The following is a 17,780-nucleotide window of genomic DNA, read 5'->3' on the forward strand; positions in this document are numbered from 1 at the left end:
GCCCTCACCAGGTGTTCACGGTCCAGGCGCGGTCCACGTCGTCGACTCCGAGAGCACGCTCGATGCGCTGCGGGGCGCTTCCCTGACCTCCGCCATGATCGGATCTTCCCGCATGTACGCGGTCGGCGGGTGCCCCTCGCGCTTGTCCGCGCTGATCTCCGTCATCCTGGCCACGGCTGCCGGTGATCACCGCAAGGAGTCCGGACGCGGGATGCCGTGGGAGTGGCGTTCATCGTCTCCCCCTTGGTTCTTCATCGAGGAACTCGGGAAGCGTTCACCTTCTCGATCAGCTCATCGGTTTTCACGACCGGGTCCGCGTCGCTTCGCGGGATCCCGGGAAGCGCCGATGGCCCCCTCACACCGCGGCTCACCCACTCCCCGGCACCAGGACCTTCGGCCCTACGGCGCCCCGCGGAAACGAGCTGACACTGAGCGCCGGGAGGGCGCGCATGGCAGAACAGGTCGGCAAAGCCGGGAGAACCCGTGCCGGAGCGCTGGAACGCACCGGGCGTCGCTGCGCGGCTCACCCGTGGCCGGTCGTCCTCGTGTGGCTCGCGGTGCTCGCCGCCGTGACGGTCGCCGACCAGCTGGCCGGCGGCACCTTCAGCGACGACTTCACCCTGCCCGGTTCCGAGTCCGGCCAGGGCAGCGCGGTACTGGCCGAGCACGGCGTCACCGGCGGTTCGACCAGCGCGCGCCTCGTCTTCACCACCGGCGGAGCCCTGAGTAGCCAGAGCGCGGTCGTCGAGCAGGCCGCGGCGGGGGTCCGCGCGGTGCCGCACGTCCGCTCGGTGTCCGATCCGCTCGCCACCGTCTCGCCCGACGGCCGCACGGCCATCGCCAACATCCAGTTCGACGACAAGCCCGCGAACCTGGGCCCCGATCTCGTCGACGGCATCGACGCCGCCACCGACCCGGCGAGAGCCGCCGGGGTCGCCGTCGACTACAGCGGCACCCTGGGCGAAGCGGCCGAGCCGGAGAAGGGCGATCTCAGGTCGGAGGCGGTCGGTATCGTCGTGGCGCTCGTCCTGCTGCTGGTCGCGTTCGGCAGCGTCCTGGCCGCCGGGCTGCCGGTGATCACCTCGATCATGGGCGTCGTCACCGGACTGGGCCTGCTCGGGCTGCTGGCGAGTGCGATCACGTTCGCGACGGCCTCTCCCACCCTGGCGATCATGATCGGCCTCGGCGTCGGCATCGACTACGCGTTGTTCCTGACCACCCGGTTCCGCCAGCACCTCCTCGACGGCGCCGATCCGGTCGACGCGGCCGGCCGCACGGTCGCGACCAGCGGCCGGTCGGTGCTCATCGCCGCGACCACCGTGGTGATCGCGCTGATGGGCCTGTTCACCGTCGGCGTCTCGTTCATCGGCAAACTCGGGCTCGCCGCGGCCATCACAGTGGTCGTGGCCGCGGCCGCGGCCACGACACTCGTCCCCGCCTTGCTGGGCCTGGCCGGACGGCGGATCGACCGCTGGCACGTGCGCCGCCCGGTCGCCGAGCAGTCCGCCGACGGGTCGGAGAGCGCCTGGCACCGGTACGCCGTGCGGATCGACCGGCACCCGTGGCGGTACCTGAGCGGCGGCGTCCTGGTCGCGGCGGTACTGGCGATCCCGGCGTTCTCGATGGAACTCGGGCACATCGACCAGGGCGCGGACCCGCCGGGCAGCACCACCCGGCAGGCCTACGACGCGATCAGCACGGGGTTCGGCCCCGGCGTGAACGGTCAGTTCACCGTGGTCGTCGTGCCCAGCGCCACCGCGCCGGGCGGCACGCTCGCCGCCTCGGTGCAGCAGGCGCTCGCCGCCACCCCCGGCGTCGCCTCCGCCACCCCGCTGACGACGAGCCCGGACGGCGCGGTCCTGCTGTCCACGGTCACCCCGGCGACCGGACCGCAGGACGCCGCCACCGACGAGCTGCTGGAGACGATCCGGACCCGTACCCTGCCCCCGGTCCTGGACGGCTCGACCGCTTACGTCACCGGTCAGACGGCGGGCCAGCTCGACTTCCGCGACATCGTGGCGGCGAAGCTCCCGCTGATCATCGGCGTGGTCGTGGCCGCCGCGTTCGTGTTGCTGCTGCTGTCCTTCCGCAGCCCCGTCCTCGCGCTCAAGGCCGCGGTCCTGAACCTGCTGTCGATCGCCGCGTCCTACGGCGTCATCGTCGCGGTGTTCCAGTGGGGCTGGGGCGCGTCGCTGTTCGGGGTGCACGAGCCGGTGCCCATCGAGTCGTACGTGCCCATGATCATGTTCGCGATCGTGTTCGGGCTGTCGATGGACTACGAGGTGTTCCTCCTGTCGCGCGTCCACGAAGCCTGGCTGCGGGCACGGAACACGCACACCGGGGTCGCCGACGGACTGGCGGTGACCGCGCGGGTGATCAGCTCGGCCGCCCTGATCATGATCTGCGTCTTCTTCGCGTTCCTCGCCGCGCCCAGCGTCGTCATCAAGATCCTCGCCCTCGGTCTCGGCGTGAGCGTGCTGATCGACGCCACCCTGATCCGGCTGCTCATCGTCCCGGCTGCGATGTTCCTGCTCGGCAAGACGAGCTGGTGGCTGCCGGACTGGCTCGACCGCGCACTGCCGCACCTCGAACCGGAACCCGAACACCGTTGACGGGATCGCGGGCCACCGCCTGCACGGCCACGTCGGGCAGGATCTTGTGTGCAGTCGGACACTCCGACACTCACCCGAGTCAGCGCGATCGATGGTCCGGCATCACGTTCTTACTCCCGGCTACTGGCAGCAATTCGTACACCGAACGCCAGCTGTCCACTCTGTCCACGTCGCTCTGATGTGTCAGCCGCGGCTGCACCATGGCGGCCAGGGCGAGAAGATGCTTCAGCCGCATCAACCGGGCCATCGCGGCGCGATCCAACTTCCGCCACACCGGCCCCAGACGCTTCGCCTCGGCGATACGTTCGTCGGTGATCTCCGCCGAGATCAGCCGGAACAGCCGGTCCGCGCCGAACGGCGACTCAGGCGCCAACACGATGCCGAAGCTGCCGAGCGTCCCAGACAATGCGACTCGCCTGACGAGCACCTCGAAAGGATCGGCGAGCCGGTGCGCTTCCGTGTAAGCGAGGATCCCGTCCACATTACGGAGGTACCAGTCCAGCTCGACGTCCGCCAGGAATCGCCGATCAGCGGAAAGAGACCGGTTCAGCTCCGCCCCGAACTCCGTGAGCACCGACTGCACCAGGCCCGACCAATGGTTCTCGCCCTTATCCGCAGCCAGCCGACCACCCGATTCCCACCATTCAAGCGCGGACCGAATGCCACCGTGCCCGATTCTGTCGATCTCCGAACACATCAAAGGTGAATCCCCAGCTCTCCGAAAGCGTCTTTGCCGAGCTTTCCGGTCCGGACCGGCCCCCTGTTCGCCCCCGCGCTCCGTGGCACGCGACCCATCCAGCGGCTGCTCTCCTCGTCGCCCCGGCTCCACCCGGCATTGACCCGGCTGTCACCGCACCCTACGGTAGCGACCGGTAACAACTGGAGCGTTCACTACAGGTATTTCCCGGAGGCCCGGCGTCGTGACCGAGTACCAGCACTACGACGTGGCCGTGATCGGTTACGGGCCGACCGGGGTCACCGCGGCCAACCTGCTCGGGGCCGGCGGGATCTCGGTCGCCGTCATCGAGCGGGACGCGCAGGTGTACTCCCGGGCACGCGCGATCTCCACCGACGAGGAGGTCGTCCGGATCTGGCAGCGCGCCGGGCTGGCGGACCGGCTCAAGCAGGACATGCTGGCGGAACGCCCGATCGACTTCGTCGACCGCGACGGCCGGGCCTTCATCAGCGCGGAACTCCCCTCGCGGGGACACGGCCACCCGCCGCAGATGTTCATCTACCAGCCGGCCCTGGAGCGGGTGCTGCGCGAAGGCGCGCGGCGGTACCCGAACGTGGAGCTGCGGCTGGCGCACGAATGCGTTCGGGTCTTCCCGCGGGAGGACGGGGTCGAGCTCATGCTCGTCGACCTGCGCACCGATGAGATCACGCGGATCACCGCGTCGTACGTCATCGCCGCGGACGGTGGGTCCAGCCCGACTCGCGGCCAGCTCGGCATCGGGTTCGACGGCCGCACCGCCGAGGACCGCTGGCTGGTCGTCGACACCAGGATGCTCAAGCCGTGGCCGGGCCACGACCGGCTGCGGTTCCACTGCGACCCCGGCCGCCCCGCCGTCGACTGCCCCACTCCCCTGGGCCACCACCGCTGGGAGTTCCCGGTGCTGCCGGGCGAGGACGAGACGGAACTCGTCACCGGGGACGCGGTGTGGCGGTTGCTGAACCGGCAAGGCCGCACCCGCGACGAGGTGGAGGTCCTGCGTTCGGTCGTCTACAACCACCACGTCCGCTTCGCCTCGCGGTGGCGGGCCGGCCGGATCTTCCTCGCCGGGGACGCCGCGCACGTGATGCCGCCGTGGATCGGTCAGGGCATGGCCGCCGGGGTGCGCGACGCGGGGAACTTGTGCTGGAAGCTCATCGGCGTCCTGTCCGGCACCCTGCCCGAGTCCGTTCTGGACACCTACGAGACCGAGCGCCAGCCCCATGTGCGGGCGGTGGCCCGGCGCGCGGTGCTCGCCGGGCGCATCATCACCGAACGCCGCCGCGCCGTCACCAGGATCCGCGACATCGTGTTCCGCGCGGTTGAGGCGTCCCCGATGCGGCGGCGGCTGCACGACCTCTTGTGGGTGCCGCCCTGGCGTCATCGGGACGGATTCCTCACCACCGCGCGGCACGGGGCAGTCGGCCGCACGGTCCCCCAGCCGACGGTGCTCGACGGCACCGGAACGCAGACCCCCCTCGACGACGTCACCGCCGGACGCTGGGCACTGCTGCACCGAGGTTCCGCTCCCGGGGCCGCAGGGTGGCCCGGACTCGCCTCCATCGAGGTGCTGCCCGCCGGCTCCACCCCCCGCGCGGGCGCCGTCGTGGACACCGGCGGTGAACTGACCACCTGGATGGCCCGCCATGACGGCGGCGTGCTCGTGCTGCGGCCCGACAGCGTCGTCTACGCGGCGGCCGCGCCCGGCAGGCCCCTGCCCACTCCCCCAGACGGACTCCGGCCGGCCACCCGGGTACCGCCCGAGCCAGCGACAACACGACCCGAGCGGGGCAGCCCTGACGGCTGCCGGCTCGCTGCGCGAGCGGGAGGACACCGCGCCCTACCGCGGTGACGGCATCCCGGCGACGCGCCGGTCGATACCGTAGGGCCATGACCGACAGGCGAGCGGCCCGGCGGACCCGGGCCGACGGCGAGGAGTCCCGCCGCCGGATCCTCGACGCGGCCGTCGCGGTGGCCGGCGACCGCGGCTACGACGGCACCAGCATCGCCCTGGTCAGCGCTGAGTGCGGACTGCCGGCCAGCTCGATCTACTGGCACTTCAAGGACAAGGACGAGCTGATCGCGGCGGTCATCGAACGCAGCTTCGCCACCTGGCTGTCCGCGATCGACTTCCCGGAACCGGGCGCCCCACGGGAACGGGTGATCGAGCTGGCCCGCGCGGTGGCGACGGCCCTCCTGGGAGCGCCGGAATTCCTCCGGCTGGGGCTCATGCTCACCCTCGAACGGCGTCCCCGGGAACCCAGTGCCCGCACGGTGTTCCTCCGCTCCCGCGACACCGCTCACCGCCGTTTCGCCGATCTGGTGCGCGAGATCGCCGACGGAGCCGACGAGAACACCGTGCAACTGCTCACCACGTACGCGATCGCCGGCGCCGACGGTCTGTTCATCGCGCGCGAAATCGGTGGCGACAGCGTCGACCTGATCCAGCTGTTCGAACTGCACGCCACGGCCGTGTTCGGCCTCGCCCGGCAACTGGGTGTCCTGCCGGGCGCCTGACCGTGGACGCGCCTGTCGCGGTCCCTTCCGGACAGTCCGGTGACCCGGATTGCACCGAGAGCAAAGTTTTCATTGCACCGGGCATTGCCCCCGGCCTAGCGTGGACAGGCCACAGTGGAAGCAGCAGATCGGGAGGGTCATGTCCGCGCAGGGGAAAACGGTGTTCGTCACGGGCGCGAGCAGTGGGTTCGGTGCCGCGATCGCGCGCCGGTTCGCGACGGACGGGGCCCGGGTGATCGCCGCTGCCCGCCGGAGCGACAAGCTCGCCGGCCTCGCCGCCGAACTCGGCTCCCGCGTCCTGCCCCTCGAGCTCGACGTGCGCGACCGGGCGGCGGTCGAGCACGCCGTGACGGGCCTGCCCGCGGAGTTCGGCGAGATCGACGTCCTGGTCAACAACGCCGGGCTGGCCAAGGGACTCGAGGCCGCAGACCGGTCCGATGTGGACGACTGGGAGCAGATGCTGGACACCAACTGCAAGGGGCTCCTGCACTGCACGCGCGCCGTGCTGCCCGGCATGGTCACGCGCAACCGAGGGCACGTGATCAACCTCGGGCCGGTCGCCGGCACCTACCCCTATCCCGGCGCCAACGTCTACGGCGCCACGAAGGCGTTCGTCCGCCAGCTCAGCCTCAACCTCCGCAGCGACCTGCACGGCACCGGTGTGCGGGTCACGTGCATCGAGCCGGGCATGGTCGGCGGCACCGAGTTCTCGGCCGTGCGGTTCGGCGGCGACCGGGCCAAGGCCGACGCGGTGTACGCGGGCTGGCAGCCGCTGCGGCCCGGGGACATCGCCGAATCCGTGCACTGGGCGACGTCACAGCCAGCCCACGTCAACATCAACACCATCGAGCTGATGCCCGCCGCGCAGAGCTTCGCCCCCTTCCAGGTCCACCGCGGTGAACCCGTGTCGCAGTAGGCGGCCGGCCCGCCCGCCGGCGGGCGCGGGGGACACACCCGGCACCGTGGCCGGACGTGTCCCCCGCGGACACCTCAGCTGTGCCGCGACACCGGGCGCGACAGTCCGAAGTGGTCCCGCAGCGTCTTGCCGTCGTACTCCTCGCGGAACAGCCCGCGGCGGCGCAGTTCGGGCACCACCAGATCCACGAAGTCCTCCAGCGCCCCCGGCAGGTAGGGGAAGACCAGGGTGAACCCGTCGGCGGCGGGCGCCCGGAACCACTCCTCGATGTGGTCCGCGATCGCCACCGGCGTGCCGACGAGGGTCGTGGCGTCGTCGCTGATCTCCGCGGCGAGCTGCCGGACGGTCAGGCCCCGCTCGCGCGCCCGCCGGTACACCTGCGCCTGCGTGCCCTCCGGCTGGTCCGGTTCGGGCAGCTCCGGCAGCGGCCCGTCGATCGGGTACCCGGACAGGTCGACCCCGCCCAGCGTCCGGGCCAGGTGCGCGAACGCCACCTGCGGCGGCATCAGCTGAGCCAGCTGGTCCCGCTTCGCGCGGGCCTCGTCCTCGGTGGGGGCGGTGATCACCGACAACGCGGGCAGCACGACCAGCGATTCCGGCGCCCGGCCGAACCCGGCCGCGCGTTCCTTGAGCTCCGCGTAGAACTCGGTCGCCGCCGCCAGGTCCCGGTTGCCGGCCAGGACCACCTCGGCGAACTGTGCCGCCAGGCGCTTCTGCTCCGCCGAGTCGCCCGCCTGCGCGATCACCGGCCTGCCCTGCGGCGGGCGGGCGATGTTCAGCGGCCCGGCCACCGACAGGTGCTTGCCCCGGTAGTTCAGCGGGTGCAGCTTGGCCGGGTCGAAGTAGACACCGGTGGCCTGGTCGTGGTGGAACGCGTCGTCGTCGAAGCTGTCCCACAGGCCGGTGACGATCTCGAGGAACTCCCCGGCCCGCTCGTAACGCGTGCCGTCGCCGGCGTTGGCGTCGAGGCCGAAGTTCAGCGCCTCGCCGTCGCTGAGCGAAGTGACGACCCGCCACCCCGCGCGTCCGCCCGAGATGTGGTCGATCGAGGCGAACGCACGCGCCAGGTGATAGGGCTCGTTGCAGGTCGTGGACGCGGTCCCGATCAGTCCGATGTGGTCGGTCGCCGCGGCGAGCGCGCCCAGCAGCGTGATCGGCTCGAACGAGTCGTTGACCGCCGAGACCCGCGAGAGCACGTCCTGGCTCTCCAGCGGCACGCCCGCCAGGTCGCCCAGGAACACCGCGTCGAACTTCGCGCGCTCCGCGGTCCGCGCGAACGCCAGCACGGTTGCGAAGTCCACGCCCGCCGCGGCGTTCGCCGCCGGGTGGCGCCAGGCTGCCGGGCTCGCACCCGGCGGCACGAGGAACGCGTTCAGGTGCAGTTGCCGGGTCACGCCGCCACCTCCTGCGAAGCCGGCCGGGGCAGGCCGAGGTTCTCCCGGAACGTGCTGCCCTCGTAGGTCTCGTGCACCAGTCCGCGCTTTCGCAGCAGCGGAACCACCTGGTCGACGAAGTCCACCGCGGGACCGGGCAGGTACGGGAAGGACACGTTGAAGCCGTCGGCGCCGCGCTCGGTGAACCACAGCTCCAGGTGGTCGGCGATCTGCTCCGGGGTCCCGGCGACGGTCGCCCCGCCGGAGATGCGCAACGCGAGCTGCCGGATGGTCAGGTTCTCCTGGCGGGCGAGCCCGAGCAGCAGGTCGCGGCGGGACTTGCTGCGGTTGCTGTCCGGGATGTCGGGGACGGGCCCGTCCAGCGGGTACTCGGTCAGGTCCAGGTCGCCGATGTTGTCCTGCACCAGCCGGCGCGCCACGTCGTCGTGCACGAGCTCGTCCAGCTCGGCGACCTTGCGGCGGGCCTCCTCCTCGGTGCCACCGACCAGCGGGAACAGGATGGGCCAGATGAGCACGTGGTCCGGGTTGCGCCCGGCGGCGGCCACCTGCTTCTTGACGCCGGCGTAGAACGCCTGCGCCCCGGCCAGGTCGGCCTGCAGGGTGAACAGCACCTCGCCGTGGCGGGCGCCGAACGCCATGCCCGTCTGCGACGAGCCCGCCTGGAACAGCACCGGGTGCCCCTGCGGCGGCCGGGAGATGTTCAGCGGGCCGCGGACGGTGAAGTGCTCGCCCTGGTGGTGCGGCGGGCGCAGGCCCGCGGGGTCGTAGTAGCTGCCGCTTGCCTTGTCCCGCAACAGGGAGCCGTCGGCGAAGCTGTCCCACAGGGCCCGCACGACCTCGACGAACTCGTCGGCGCGCCGGTACCGCAGCTCGTGCTCGAGGTGCTCGGACCGGCCGAAGTTCGCCGCCTCCAGCGGGACCACCGAGGTGACGATGTTCCACCCCGCCCGGCCGTGCGACAGGTGGTCGAGCGAGGCGAACTTGCGCGCCACGTGGAACGGCTCGTTGTAGGTGGTGGTGGCGGTGGCCACGAGACCGATGTGCTCGGTGACCGTGGACAAGGCCGACAGCAGTGTCAGCGGTTCGAAGTGCTCAGCGCGCCCGGAGCGGCTCAGCGCGTCCATCTGGTGCCCCCAGAGGGCGGCCACGTCGGCGATGAACAACGCGTCGAACCGGCCGCGTTCGAGCACGCGGGCCAGTTCGGCGTGGAAGGCGAAGTCCAGCTGCCCGGCGGCGTAGGCCTCCGGGTGGCGCCAGCCGGCGATGTGCCCGCCGGCTCCTTGGACGAACGCGCCCAGGGACAAGGTGCGAGGTGCGGTGGTCATGGTGCTCTCCAGGTGAGGGGCCATGTGAGGCGAGACTTCCGGCCGCGGTGTCTGGTCCAGGGCGCGGAGCTCCCGGCCTGCACGGCGGCGATCAGGGCCGCGCCGCGGCCGGACAGTACCAGGTCGGCCACGCAGCGTTGCGGGGATCCGTCCGGGTGATCCCGAATGGGCGGTCTGCCGCCCATTCGAGTCAGGACGCCGCGCCGGGCAGCCGCGGGACAGCGGCCAGCAACGCCCGCGTGTAGGGGTGGCGGGGCCGGCGCAGGACGTCGGCCGTGTCGCCGCGCTCGGCGACCTCCCCGTCCTTGAGCACGATCACCTCCTCGCACAACCGCCGCACGACGGCGAGGTCGTGCGAGACCAGCACGAGCGTCATCCCGAACCGGGCGGCGAGGTCGCGGACCAGGTCGATGACCTGCGCGCGCACGGACGCGTCCAGCGCGGAGAACGGCTCGTCCGCGACGAGCACCTCCGGGCGCGGCGCGAGCGCGCGGGCGATCGCGATGCGCTGGCGCTGCCCGCCGGAGAACTCGTGCGGGTAGCGCCACGCGGCGTCGGGGCCGAGACCGACGGCGGCGAGCACCTCGGCCACGCGGCTGTCGTGATCGCCCGGGACCTTCAGGCACTCCAGGGGTTCGGCGACGATGTCGCGCACGACGCTGCGCGGGTTCAGGGAGCTCATCGGATCCTGCAGGACCACCTGCACGGCTTCGCGGAACCAGGTCGGCCGCCTGCCTTCGACGGCACGGCCGCGGTAGCGGACGGTCCCCGCGTCCGGCCGGTCGAGTGCGAGCAGCAGCCGCAGGAGCGTGGACTTGCCGGCCCCCGACTCACCGACGATCCCCAGGTGCCGCCCGGCCGTCACGGTCACCCCGACGTCCCGCACGGCGTGCCGCTCACCCCGCGGGCCGCACAGCGATCGCCGCGGCAGGCGGAAGGAGCGGCGCAGCCCCTCCGCAGACAACAGCACCGTCACGACGCCACCTCCGAGGGGAACGACTCCGCACGCGCCACTTCGAGCAGCCGGCGGGTGTAGGGGTGGGCAGGCGCGCGCAGGATCTCCCCCAGCGCGCCCTCCTCCAGGACGCGTCCGCCGCCGAGCACCACGACCCGCCGCACCACCTGGGCGAGCACCGCGAGGTCGTGGGTGATGAACAACAGCGCGGTGCCCTGCTCGGCGGCGAGGTCGCGGATCAACCGCAGGATCTCCGCCTGCACGGTCACGTCCAGCGCCGTGGTCGGCTCGTCGGCGATCAGCAGCGCGGGACGGCACGCCAGCGCCATCGCGATCCCGACGCGCTGCCGCTGCCCGCCGGAAAGCTGGTGGGGGAAGGCGCGCACGGCGTAGCCGGGGTCAGGCAGCCCCACCTCTCCGGCGAGCCGGATCGCTTCCGCGCGCGCCTGCCGCCGCGACAGCCCGCGGTGCAGGCGCAGCGGTTCGGCGATCTGCCTGCCGACCCGCATCAGCGGGTTGAGCGCGGTGAGGGGTTCCTGGAACACCATGGCGACCCGTTCGCCGCGGACCCGGGACAGGGCGCGGTCGGAGAGCCCGAGCAGCTCGGTGCCCTCCAGCCGCACACTGCCCCCGGCGCGGGCGCCCTCGGGCAGCAGGCCGAGCACGGCCAGGGCGGTCAGCGACTTGCCCGAACCGGATTCGCCGATCAGCCCGGTGCTCTCCCCCGCGTCCAGTGTCAGGTCGATGCGGTCCAGCAGCGTTTTCCCTCCGATGTGGACGGTCAGTCCGGCGATCTCCAGCAGTGTCATCGGCTGCTCCGAAGGCGTGGGTCGGTCGCGTCACGCAGTGCGTCACCGAGCAGGTTGAACCCCAGGACGGTCAGGGCCACGGCCAGTCCGGGCCAGACGACAAGCAGCGGCCGGGCGCTGATGTAGGCCTGCTGCTCGTGCAGCATCGCGCCCCAGGACGGCGTGGCGGGCGAGCTGCCGTAGCCCAGGTAGGTGAGCGCGGCCTCGGCGAGCACGGCCAGCGCCATCACCAGCGACAGCTGGACGACGAGCGTGGGGGTGAGTGCGGGCAGCAGGTGCCTGCGGATGATCCGGCCGGTGCCCGCACCAGCGGCACGGGCGGCCAGCACGTAGTCGCTGCCGCGGGCGCCGGCCAGCTCCGCCCGCGCCACCCGGGCGACCGCGACACCGAACCCCGTTCCGATGGCGGCGACCACCGTGCCCAGCGAGCTGCCGTACACCGCGGCCAGCACCATCGCCAGCAGCAGCACCGGGAACGCGACGAGGATGTCGATCAGCTGCACCACCGGCGCGCTGATCCACCGGGGCGCGAGCGCGGCGGGCAGGGCGAGCGCGAGGCCGATCACGGCGGCCAGCGCGGCCGAGGCGACCGCGACGGCCAGGGTCTGCCGGCTGCCGGCCAGCAGCTGGCTGAACTGGTCGTGCCCGATCCGGTCGGTGCCGAGCAGGTGCCCGTCCCGCAACGGCAGCAGCCACGCGTTGCCCGGATCCGTGGCCTGCGGGTCGAACGGCGTCCAGTACGACGACACCAGCGCGGCCAGCACGAGCCCGGCGAACACGGCCAGGCCGAACGCGCCGGCCGGGCGGTGGGCCAGCGCAGCCAGCGTCGGCAGCAGGGCACGCCGGCGCCGCGCCCTGCTGCCGACGGCCGGCCTCATCGCACCTCCTGGAGCCGCGGGTCGACGATCCGGTGCACCACGTCGACGGCGAAACCGATCAGCAGCACCGCGGCGACGACCGCGAACACCTCGCCCTGCACCTTCACCAGGTCGCGGTTGCCGACGTCAGTGACGAGCATGCTGCCGACACCCGGCAGCGTGAACACCCGCTCGACGACGATCGTGCCGACGATCAAGGTGGCCAGCTGCAGCCCGAGGACCGACACGACCGGCACTGCGGCGTTGCGGAAACCGTGCCGCAACAGGGCCCGGCTCCGGGTCAGCCCCTTGGCCCGTGCGGTGCGCAGGTAGTCCGAGTGCAGCACGCCCAGCACGGCCGAGCGCACGAACCGCAGCAGCACGGCACCCTCGGTGAGGCCGAGCGCGATCGAGGGCAGGACCAGGCTCTCCAGCGCCGCACCCGGCTCGGCCCAGCGGTCGGCCGGGAACCCCTGCGCGGGCAGCCAGCGCAGGGTCACCGAGAAGACCAGCACGAGCACCAGCGCGAGCCACAGGGCCGGCACCGCGATGCCGACCTGCGCCAGCGCGCTGATGCCGCCACCGGCCCACCCGCGGTGCCGCACCGCGGCCCACGTGCCGAACGGCACCGCGACCGCCACGGCGACGAGGACCGACCCGGCGATCAGTGGCGCGGTCACCTGCAGCTTGGCGGCCAGCTCGGCGCTGACCGAGGTGCCGTTGAGCTGGGAACGGCCGAAGTCACCGCGCGCCACCCCGGCGAGCCACTCGCCGTACTGGACCACGAGCGAGGTGTCCAGGCCGAGGCCGGCGCGGATCACCGCGAGCTGCTCCGGGGTCGCCTGGATGCCGCCGATGGTGGCGGCGACGTCCCCCGGCAGCAGCCGCAGCAGGGCGAACACGAGCAGGCTGGCGAGGAACAACGACACCACCAGCAGCCCGGCCCGGCGCAGCACGAACAGCGTCACCGGGCGACCGCGAGCGCGCTCAGGCTGAAGCGGTTGCTGGTCTCGTTCTGCGGCACGCCGTAAACGCCGGCGCGCACCGCGGTGTGGGTCTGCACGAGCAGCAGCCAGTCGGTCGCCGCGTCCTCGGTGATCTGCCTGCCGACCCGCTTGAGCAGCGCGTCCCGCTCGTCGTCGGTCGCGGCCAGCCGGGCCTGGGCGTACCAGTCCTGCACCTGCTTCGCGTCGTAGCCGAAGTAGTAGGCCGGCTTGGTGTAGTTGACGAGGTCGCGTGGTTCGGCGTGGTCGACCAGGCTGAGCTGGAAGTCGTGCTGCTGGAAGACCTTGCTCAGCCAGGTCTGGAACTCCACCGCCTGGACGGTCAGGGTGATGCCGGCCTGCTTGAGATCGGACACCAGCACATCGCTGATCGCCGCCGGGTAGACGGCGGGCACGGTGAGGGTGAGCGAGAGCCCGTTCGGGAAACCGGCGTCGGCGAGCAGTTTCCGGGCGTTGCCCGGGTTGTAGGCGTCGACCGCGGCGAGGTCCTCGTACCAGGGGTCCTGCGGCGGCACGGCGCTGCCGATCGCGGTGCCGGCGCCATACGCACGGATGACGTTCTGCTTGTTGATCGCCTGCCGGATCGCGTGCCGCACGGCGGGATTCGTGAACGGCGCCTGCGTGCCGTTGAAGGCCAGCGTGAACTTGTCCGTCGTAGTGCCCTTGAGGACGCTGAACGCGTTGTTGCCGTCGAACGCGGTCAGCAGGGTCGGGTCGACCGCGGTCTCGATGTCGGTCTGCCCGGTCAGCTGCGCGTTGTTGGCCGCGTTCGGCTCCGGGATGTAGTGGAACACCACCTTCGCGACCTTCGGCTTGGCGCCCCAGTAGTTCTCGTGGCGCGCCAGGGTGATCGACGCGCCGCGGTTCCACTGCGCCAGCCTGAACGGGCCGCTGCCGTTCTCGGCGCCGTCGAGCGTGGCGAAATCGGTGCCCTGCCGGTAGACGATCCCGCCGCGCTGGGTGAGGTTCCACAGCAGGAAGCTGTCCCGTTGCTTCAGCCGGACCTGCACCGTGGCCGGATCCGGCGCGCTGACGGTGTCGACGGTGGTGAAACTGGAGCCGTAGACCGCTTTCGAGCCCGGCGCGATCTGCTGCTGCAACGACCACACGACGTCGGCGGAGGTCAGCGGCGAGCCGTCGTGGAACGTGGCGCCCCGGACGAGGTGGAAGGTGTAGGTCAGGCCGTCGGGCGAGGTCTCCCACGCGCTCGCGAGCGCGGGCACGATCTTGTCGCCCGCGCCGGTATCGACACCGACCAGCCCCTGGTAGACGTTGTCGAGCAGGACCTGGTCGAGCGCGGTGCCGGAGGTGCCGAAGATGTCGAGGCTGGTCGGTTCCAGCACCAGCCGGACGTCGACGGTGGCGTTCGTGTCGAGCCGGTCGTCCGGTGGGGTGGCGGCCTGGGAGGCGGTGCCGGACTGCGGGATGCCGCCGGTGCCGCAGGCGGCGAGCAGCAGGGCCGCCGCGGTCAGCGCGGCAGGCAGGAGGCGTCTCATCGTTCTCCTTGCAGGTGCGACCGGACGAACGCCACGAAGGTGGCGTGGACTTCGTCGCGGTCGAGTTCGTTGAGGATGTTGTGCAGGTCGTCGGGGAAGATCACGGCTTCGGCGTCCGCCAGCAGCTCCGCCGCCCGCCGCGCGCCCTCGGCCGGGGCGAGGTCGTCCTGCTCGCCGTGCAGGAGCAGGACCGGAACGTCCACTGTGGGCACCACCGCTGCCAGCCGGTCGGTCGCGGCGCCGAGGGCGGCCAGGGTTTCGACGCGGATGCCGCCCTGCCAGGTCAGCGGGTCTTCGCGGATCTGCTGGGCGTAGCCGGGGTGGCGGGTGAGCTCGCCCGGGTCCTTGCGCAGGTCGAGCGGGTCGACGCCGCTCGCCAGGAGTCCGGCCAGCCCGCCGCCCGCGCCGGGCACCGGGACGATCGAGGAGCCGGCGAGCACGAGCGCGGCTGGGCGGATGCCCGCCGGCAGCAGCCGTTCGGCGGTCAGCAGCGTGGCGACCGTGGCGCCGAGCGAATGCCCGGCGACGACCAGCGGCAGGTCCGGGTGCGCCTGCCGGGCGAGCCCGAGGAGGGTGGCGGCGTCGTCGAGCAGGTCGTCGATCCGGGTGATCAGCACCCGCTCCCCGTCGCTGCGGCCGTGCCCGGCGTGGTCGTGCGCCCACAGCGCGAACCCGGCACCGGTCAGCGCCGTGGCGAGCGGCTCGTAGCTGCCCACGTGCTCCCCGAGGCCGTGGAAGAACACCACCAGGGCCTGCGGGTCGTCCGGGATCCACTGCCGGTGGTGGATGGTGCCACGGCGGCCGGCGAACTCGGCCATCACCGCCCCCCGTGGGTCGCGTCGAGACCGCGCCGGAGGTCGGCGAGGAGATCACCGAGACCTTCCAGGCCGACCGAGAGCCGCACCTGCCCGGCGGTGACGCCACTCGCCCGCTGCTGGTCCGGGTCCAGTTGCGCGTGCGTGGTCGAGGCGGGGTGGATGACCAGGCTCCGCACGTCCCCGATGTTGGCGAGGTGGCTGAACAGGGTCAGGCCGTCGACGAACCGGCGGCCCGCGTCCAGCCCGTCGGCCAGTTCGAAGGCGAGCACTCCGCCCGCGCCGCGGGTGAGATAGCGCTTTCCCGTCTGGAACCAGGGGCTGGTGGGCAACCCGGCGTAGTGCACCTCCACCACCTCGGGCTGTACGGACAACCATTCCGCGACCGCCTGCGCGTTGCGGACGTGCCGTGCCATCCGCAGCGACAGGGTCTCGATCCCCTGGAGCAGCAGGAAACTGGTGAACGGTGACACCGCGGGCCCGAGATCACGCATCAGCTTGGTCCGCAGCCGCAGGCTGTAGGCGAGCTCGCCGAACTCCTCGGCGAACACCAGACCGTGGTAGCTCGGATCGGGCCGGGTGAACTGCGGCCAGCGCTCCGGATCCGCTCGGTGGTCGAACCGGCCGCCGTCCACCACGGCACCGCCGATTCCGGTGCCGTGCCCGGACAGGAACTTCGTCGTGGAGTGCACCACGACGTCGGCGCCGTGCTCCAGCGGCCGGGACAGGTACGGCGTGGGCACGGTGTTGTCCACCACGAGCGGCACACCGGCCTCGTGCGCGACGGCCGCGACAGCCGCGACGTCCAGCACGTTGCCGCGCGGGTTCCCGATGGATTCCGCGTAGCACGCCTTGGTTTCCGGCCGCATCGCGGCACGCCACTGACCGGGGTCGTCCGGGTCGCCGACGAAGGTGACGGCGATCCCGAGGTCGGCGAAGGTGTGCGCGAACAGGTTGTAGGTGCCGCCGTACACGGTCGCCGCCGACACGATGTGGTCGCCGGCGCGGGCGAGGTTCAGCAGGGCCAGCGCGGACGCGGCCTGCCCACTGGCCACCGCGACCGCGGCGACCCCGGACTCCAGGTCGGCCAGGCGGGCCTCGGCGACCGCGGTGGTCGGGTTCGACAGGCGGGTGTAGGCGTGGGTTTCCAGGTCCTGCAAGGCGAACGCACGGGCGGCGTGGTCGGCGCCGCGGAAGACGTAGGAGCTGGTCTGGTAGATCGGCGTGGCGCGGGCACCGGTGACGGGGTCGGCACTCCCGCCCGCGTGGATCTGCCGGGTCTCGAACGACCAGCCGCGGCCGGTCACGCGCGCTCCGCGAGAACGTCGGACCACCAGCGCTGCGCGACCTCCGGGTGCGACCGCAGCCAGCCCACGAGGGCGTTTTCGCCGTAGGCGGCCAGCAGTGGGTTGTCCGCGTCCTGGCTGACGCCGCGCGCCTGGGCGGCCAGCTCGGCGGGCAAGGTCAGCGGCTCGACCACCGCGTCCAGGCGCGGCCCGAGGAAGAACGGCACCGAGAACCGCTCCACACCCGAGGGCGGGCTGACCACGCGGTGCCGCGTCGCGGTCAGGTAGCCGCCGGTCGCGATCTCCAGCATTTCCCCGATGTTGACCACGAAGCTGCCCGGCACCGGCACGGCGTCGATCCAGCTGCCGTCCGCGGCCTGGACCTGCAGCCCACCGACCTCGTCCTGTTGCAGCAGCGCCAGGTAGCCGTAGTCCTTGTGCGACCCCACGCCCTGGTCGGCGTCCGCGCGGACGCGGCCCGGGTAGCGGATGATCTTCACGTGGGTGGCGGCCTCGGCGTCGAACCACTCGTCGAAGTAGCCCTCGTCCTGCCCCAGCGACGCCGCCAGCGCCCGCAGCACCTCGCGGCTCACCCGCAGCGCCTCCGCCTGCCACGCCAGCGTCGTCTCCCGCAGCTCCGGCAGCGCGGCGGGCCACAGGTTCGGGCCGATCAGGCGCTGCCACGCCGGGTCGCCGGGCGCCAGGTCGAGCGCCGCACGCTCCGGGCCGATGTCGATCTGCTCCCGCCAGTCCGGCGCGCCGGCGGTGTACTCGTGCCCGGTGGCGGTGTACCCGCGGAACTGCGGCGAGTGGATGTTCTCGATCTCCAGCCGCTGCTCGACGGGCAACGCGAAGAACTTCCGTGCCACGTCGAAGATCCCGGTGGTCAGCTCCTCGGCAACCCCGTGCCCGACCACGTAGAAGAACCCGACCTCGTGCGCGGCGTGCCGCAACTGCGCCAGGAACCCGGCACGGTCGGCGGTGGGGTCGCGGAACCGCGACAGGTCGATCAACGGCAATGGGGTTGTCATGACTCCCGAGCGTAGGGCGCGCGCAGCCACGCCGGTGCTGATCCCAGATAC

16 protein-coding genes are annotated in these 17,780 nt (G+C 72.2%); 4 read left to right on the forward strand and 12 right to left on the reverse strand.

What is annotated here, in order from left to right:
• Positions 1-15: 15 nt before the first annotated feature.
• Complete coding sequence (locus FHX46_RS17325) at positions 16-165, reverse strand: hypothetical protein (protein ID WP_167115946.1); 150 nt, start codon at positions 163-165, stop codon at positions 16-18.
• Positions 166-449: 284 nt separating this feature from the next.
• On the opposite strand from FHX46_RS17325, the gene FHX46_RS17330 reads away from it, so the two are divergent.
• Complete coding sequence (locus tag FHX46_RS17330) at positions 450-2,612, forward strand: MMPL family transporter (protein ID WP_167115949.1); 2,163 nt, start codon at positions 450-452, stop codon at positions 2,610-2,612.
• A 79-nt stretch (positions 2,613-2,691) separates the two neighbouring features.
• Here FHX46_RS17330 and FHX46_RS17335 read toward each other — a convergent pair whose 3' ends face one another.
• Positions 2,692-3,309 carry a hypothetical protein gene (locus FHX46_RS17335; protein ID WP_167115952.1) on the reverse strand — a complete coding sequence of 206 codons (618 nt, stop codon included), beginning with the start codon at positions 3,307-3,309 and terminating at the stop codon, positions 2,692-2,694.
• Between the two features lie 223 nt (positions 3,310-3,532).
• Here FHX46_RS17335 and FHX46_RS17340 point away from each other — a divergent pair, with 223 nt between their 5' ends.
• The 3 genes from FHX46_RS17340 (at position 3,533) to FHX46_RS17350 (ending at position 6,757) form a co-directional block, all read left to right on the forward strand.
• Complete coding sequence (locus FHX46_RS17340; protein WP_167115956.1) at positions 3,533-5,176, forward strand: bifunctional 3-(3-hydroxy-phenyl)propionate/3-hydroxycinnamic acid hydroxylase; 1,644 nt, start codon at positions 3,533-3,535, stop codon at positions 5,174-5,176.
• A 38-nt stretch (positions 5,177-5,214) separates the two neighbouring features.
• Positions 5,215-5,841, forward strand: coding sequence for a TetR/AcrR family transcriptional regulator (locus FHX46_RS17345; RefSeq protein ID WP_167115959.1), 627 nt, complete (start codon positions 5,215-5,217; stop codon positions 5,839-5,841).
• A gap of 139 nt (positions 5,842-5,980) precedes the next feature.
• Positions 5,981-6,757, forward strand: a complete 777-nt coding sequence (locus FHX46_RS17350) for an SDR family oxidoreductase (protein ID WP_167115962.1) — start codon at positions 5,981-5,983, stop codon at positions 6,755-6,757.
• A gap of 74 nt (positions 6,758-6,831) precedes the next feature.
• Here FHX46_RS17350 and FHX46_RS17355 read toward each other — a convergent pair whose 3' ends face one another.
• The 10 genes from FHX46_RS17355 to FHX46_RS17400 form a co-directional block, all read right to left on the reverse strand.
• The gene (locus FHX46_RS17355; protein ID WP_167115965.1) at positions 6,832-8,151 is read right to left on the reverse strand and encodes an LLM class flavin-dependent oxidoreductase; all 1,320 of its coding nucleotides are present in this window, start codon (positions 8,149-8,151) and stop codon (positions 6,832-6,834) included.
• Entirely contained in the window at positions 8,148-9,476 is a 1,329-nt protein-coding gene (locus tag FHX46_RS17360) for an LLM class flavin-dependent oxidoreductase (protein WP_167115969.1), read from the reverse strand. Before FHX46_RS17360 ends, FHX46_RS17355 begins: the two co-directional genes overlap by 4 nt.
• A gap of 190 nt (positions 9,477-9,666) precedes the next feature.
• Positions 9,667-10,443, reverse strand: coding sequence for an ATP-binding cassette domain-containing protein (locus FHX46_RS17365; protein ID WP_208401361.1), 777 nt, complete (start codon positions 10,441-10,443; stop codon positions 9,667-9,669).
• A 5-nt stretch (positions 10,444-10,448) separates the two neighbouring features.
• Positions 10,449-11,240, reverse strand: coding sequence for an ATP-binding cassette domain-containing protein (locus FHX46_RS17370; RefSeq protein WP_167115975.1), 792 nt, complete (start codon positions 11,238-11,240; stop codon positions 10,449-10,451).
• Positions 11,237-12,118 carry an ABC transporter permease gene (locus FHX46_RS17375; RefSeq protein WP_167115978.1) on the reverse strand — a complete coding sequence of 294 codons (882 nt, stop codon included), beginning with the start codon at positions 12,116-12,118 and terminating at the stop codon, positions 11,237-11,239. The genes FHX46_RS17370 and FHX46_RS17375 overlap by 4 nt, the downstream gene beginning before the upstream one ends.
• A complete protein-coding gene (locus tag FHX46_RS17380; RefSeq protein ID WP_167115981.1) occupies positions 12,115-13,065 on the reverse strand; it encodes an ABC transporter permease in 951 nt (316 codons plus the stop codon). Before FHX46_RS17380 ends, FHX46_RS17375 begins: the two co-directional genes overlap by 4 nt.
• Positions 13,062-14,597 (reverse strand): ABC transporter substrate-binding protein, encoded by a 1,536-nt coding sequence (locus FHX46_RS17385; RefSeq protein ID WP_167115984.1) that lies wholly within the window; start codon positions 14,595-14,597, stop codon positions 13,062-13,064. Before FHX46_RS17385 ends, FHX46_RS17380 begins: the two co-directional genes overlap by 4 nt.
• Entirely contained in the window at positions 14,594-15,415 is an 822-nt protein-coding gene (locus FHX46_RS17390; protein WP_167115987.1) for an alpha/beta fold hydrolase, read from the reverse strand. The genes FHX46_RS17385 and FHX46_RS17390 overlap by 4 nt, the downstream gene beginning before the upstream one ends.
• Positions 15,415-16,719 (reverse strand): O-acetylhomoserine aminocarboxypropyltransferase/cysteine synthase family protein, encoded by a 1,305-nt coding sequence (locus tag FHX46_RS17395; protein WP_167115989.1) that lies wholly within the window; start codon positions 16,717-16,719, stop codon positions 15,415-15,417. The genes FHX46_RS17390 and FHX46_RS17395 overlap by 1 nt, the downstream gene beginning before the upstream one ends.
• Complete coding sequence (locus FHX46_RS17400; protein ID WP_167115993.1) at positions 16,716-17,729, reverse strand: isopenicillin N synthase family dioxygenase; 1,014 nt, start codon at positions 17,727-17,729, stop codon at positions 16,716-16,718. The genes FHX46_RS17395 and FHX46_RS17400 overlap by 4 nt, the downstream gene beginning before the upstream one ends.
• Positions 17,730-17,780 lie beyond the last annotated feature (51 nt).

The organism is Amycolatopsis viridis (genome assembly GCF_011758765.1).
In the GTDB taxonomy this organism is placed as follows: Bacteria; Actinomycetota; Actinomycetes; order Mycobacteriales; family Pseudonocardiaceae; genus Amycolatopsis_E; species Amycolatopsis_E viridis.

Bases quoted from the DNA above. Each gene is read 5' to 3' on its own strand.
- FHX46_RS17325 (WP_167115946.1), bottom strand. From the start codon at position 165: ATGACGGAGATCAGCGCGGACAAGCGCGAGGGGCACCCGCCGACCGCG.
- FHX46_RS17330 (WP_167115949.1), top strand. From the start codon at position 450: ATGGCAGAACAGGTCGGCAAAGCCGGGAGAACCCGTGCCGGAGCGCTG.
- FHX46_RS17335 (WP_167115952.1), bottom strand. From the start codon at position 3,309: ATGTGTTCGGAGATCGACAGAATCGGGCACGGTGGCATTCGGTCCGCG.
- FHX46_RS17345 (WP_167115959.1), top strand. From the start codon at position 5,215: ATGACCGACAGGCGAGCGGCCCGGCGGACCCGGGCCGACGGCGAGGAG.
- FHX46_RS17350 (WP_167115962.1), top strand. From the start codon at position 5,981: ATGTCCGCGCAGGGGAAAACGGTGTTCGTCACGGGCGCGAGCAGTGGG.
- FHX46_RS17360 (WP_167115969.1), bottom strand. From the start codon at position 9,476: ATGACCACCGCACCTCGCACCTTGTCCCTGGGCGCGTTCGTCCAAGGA.
- FHX46_RS17370 (WP_167115975.1), bottom strand. From the start codon at position 11,240: ATGACACTGCTGGAGATCGCCGGACTGACCGTCCACATCGGAGGGAAA.
- FHX46_RS17375 (WP_167115978.1), bottom strand. From the start codon at position 12,118: ATGAGGCCGGCCGTCGGCAGCAGGGCGCGGCGCCGGCGTGCCCTGCTG.
- FHX46_RS17385 (WP_167115984.1), bottom strand. From the start codon at position 14,597: ATGAGACGCCTCCTGCCTGCCGCGCTGACCGCGGCGGCCCTGCTGCTC.
- FHX46_RS17390 (WP_167115987.1), bottom strand. From the start codon at position 15,415: ATGGCCGAGTTCGCCGGCCGCCGTGGCACCATCCACCACCGGCAGTGG.
- FHX46_RS17400 (WP_167115993.1), bottom strand. From the start codon at position 17,729: ATGACAACCCCATTGCCGTTGATCGACCTGTCGCGGTTCCGCGACCCC.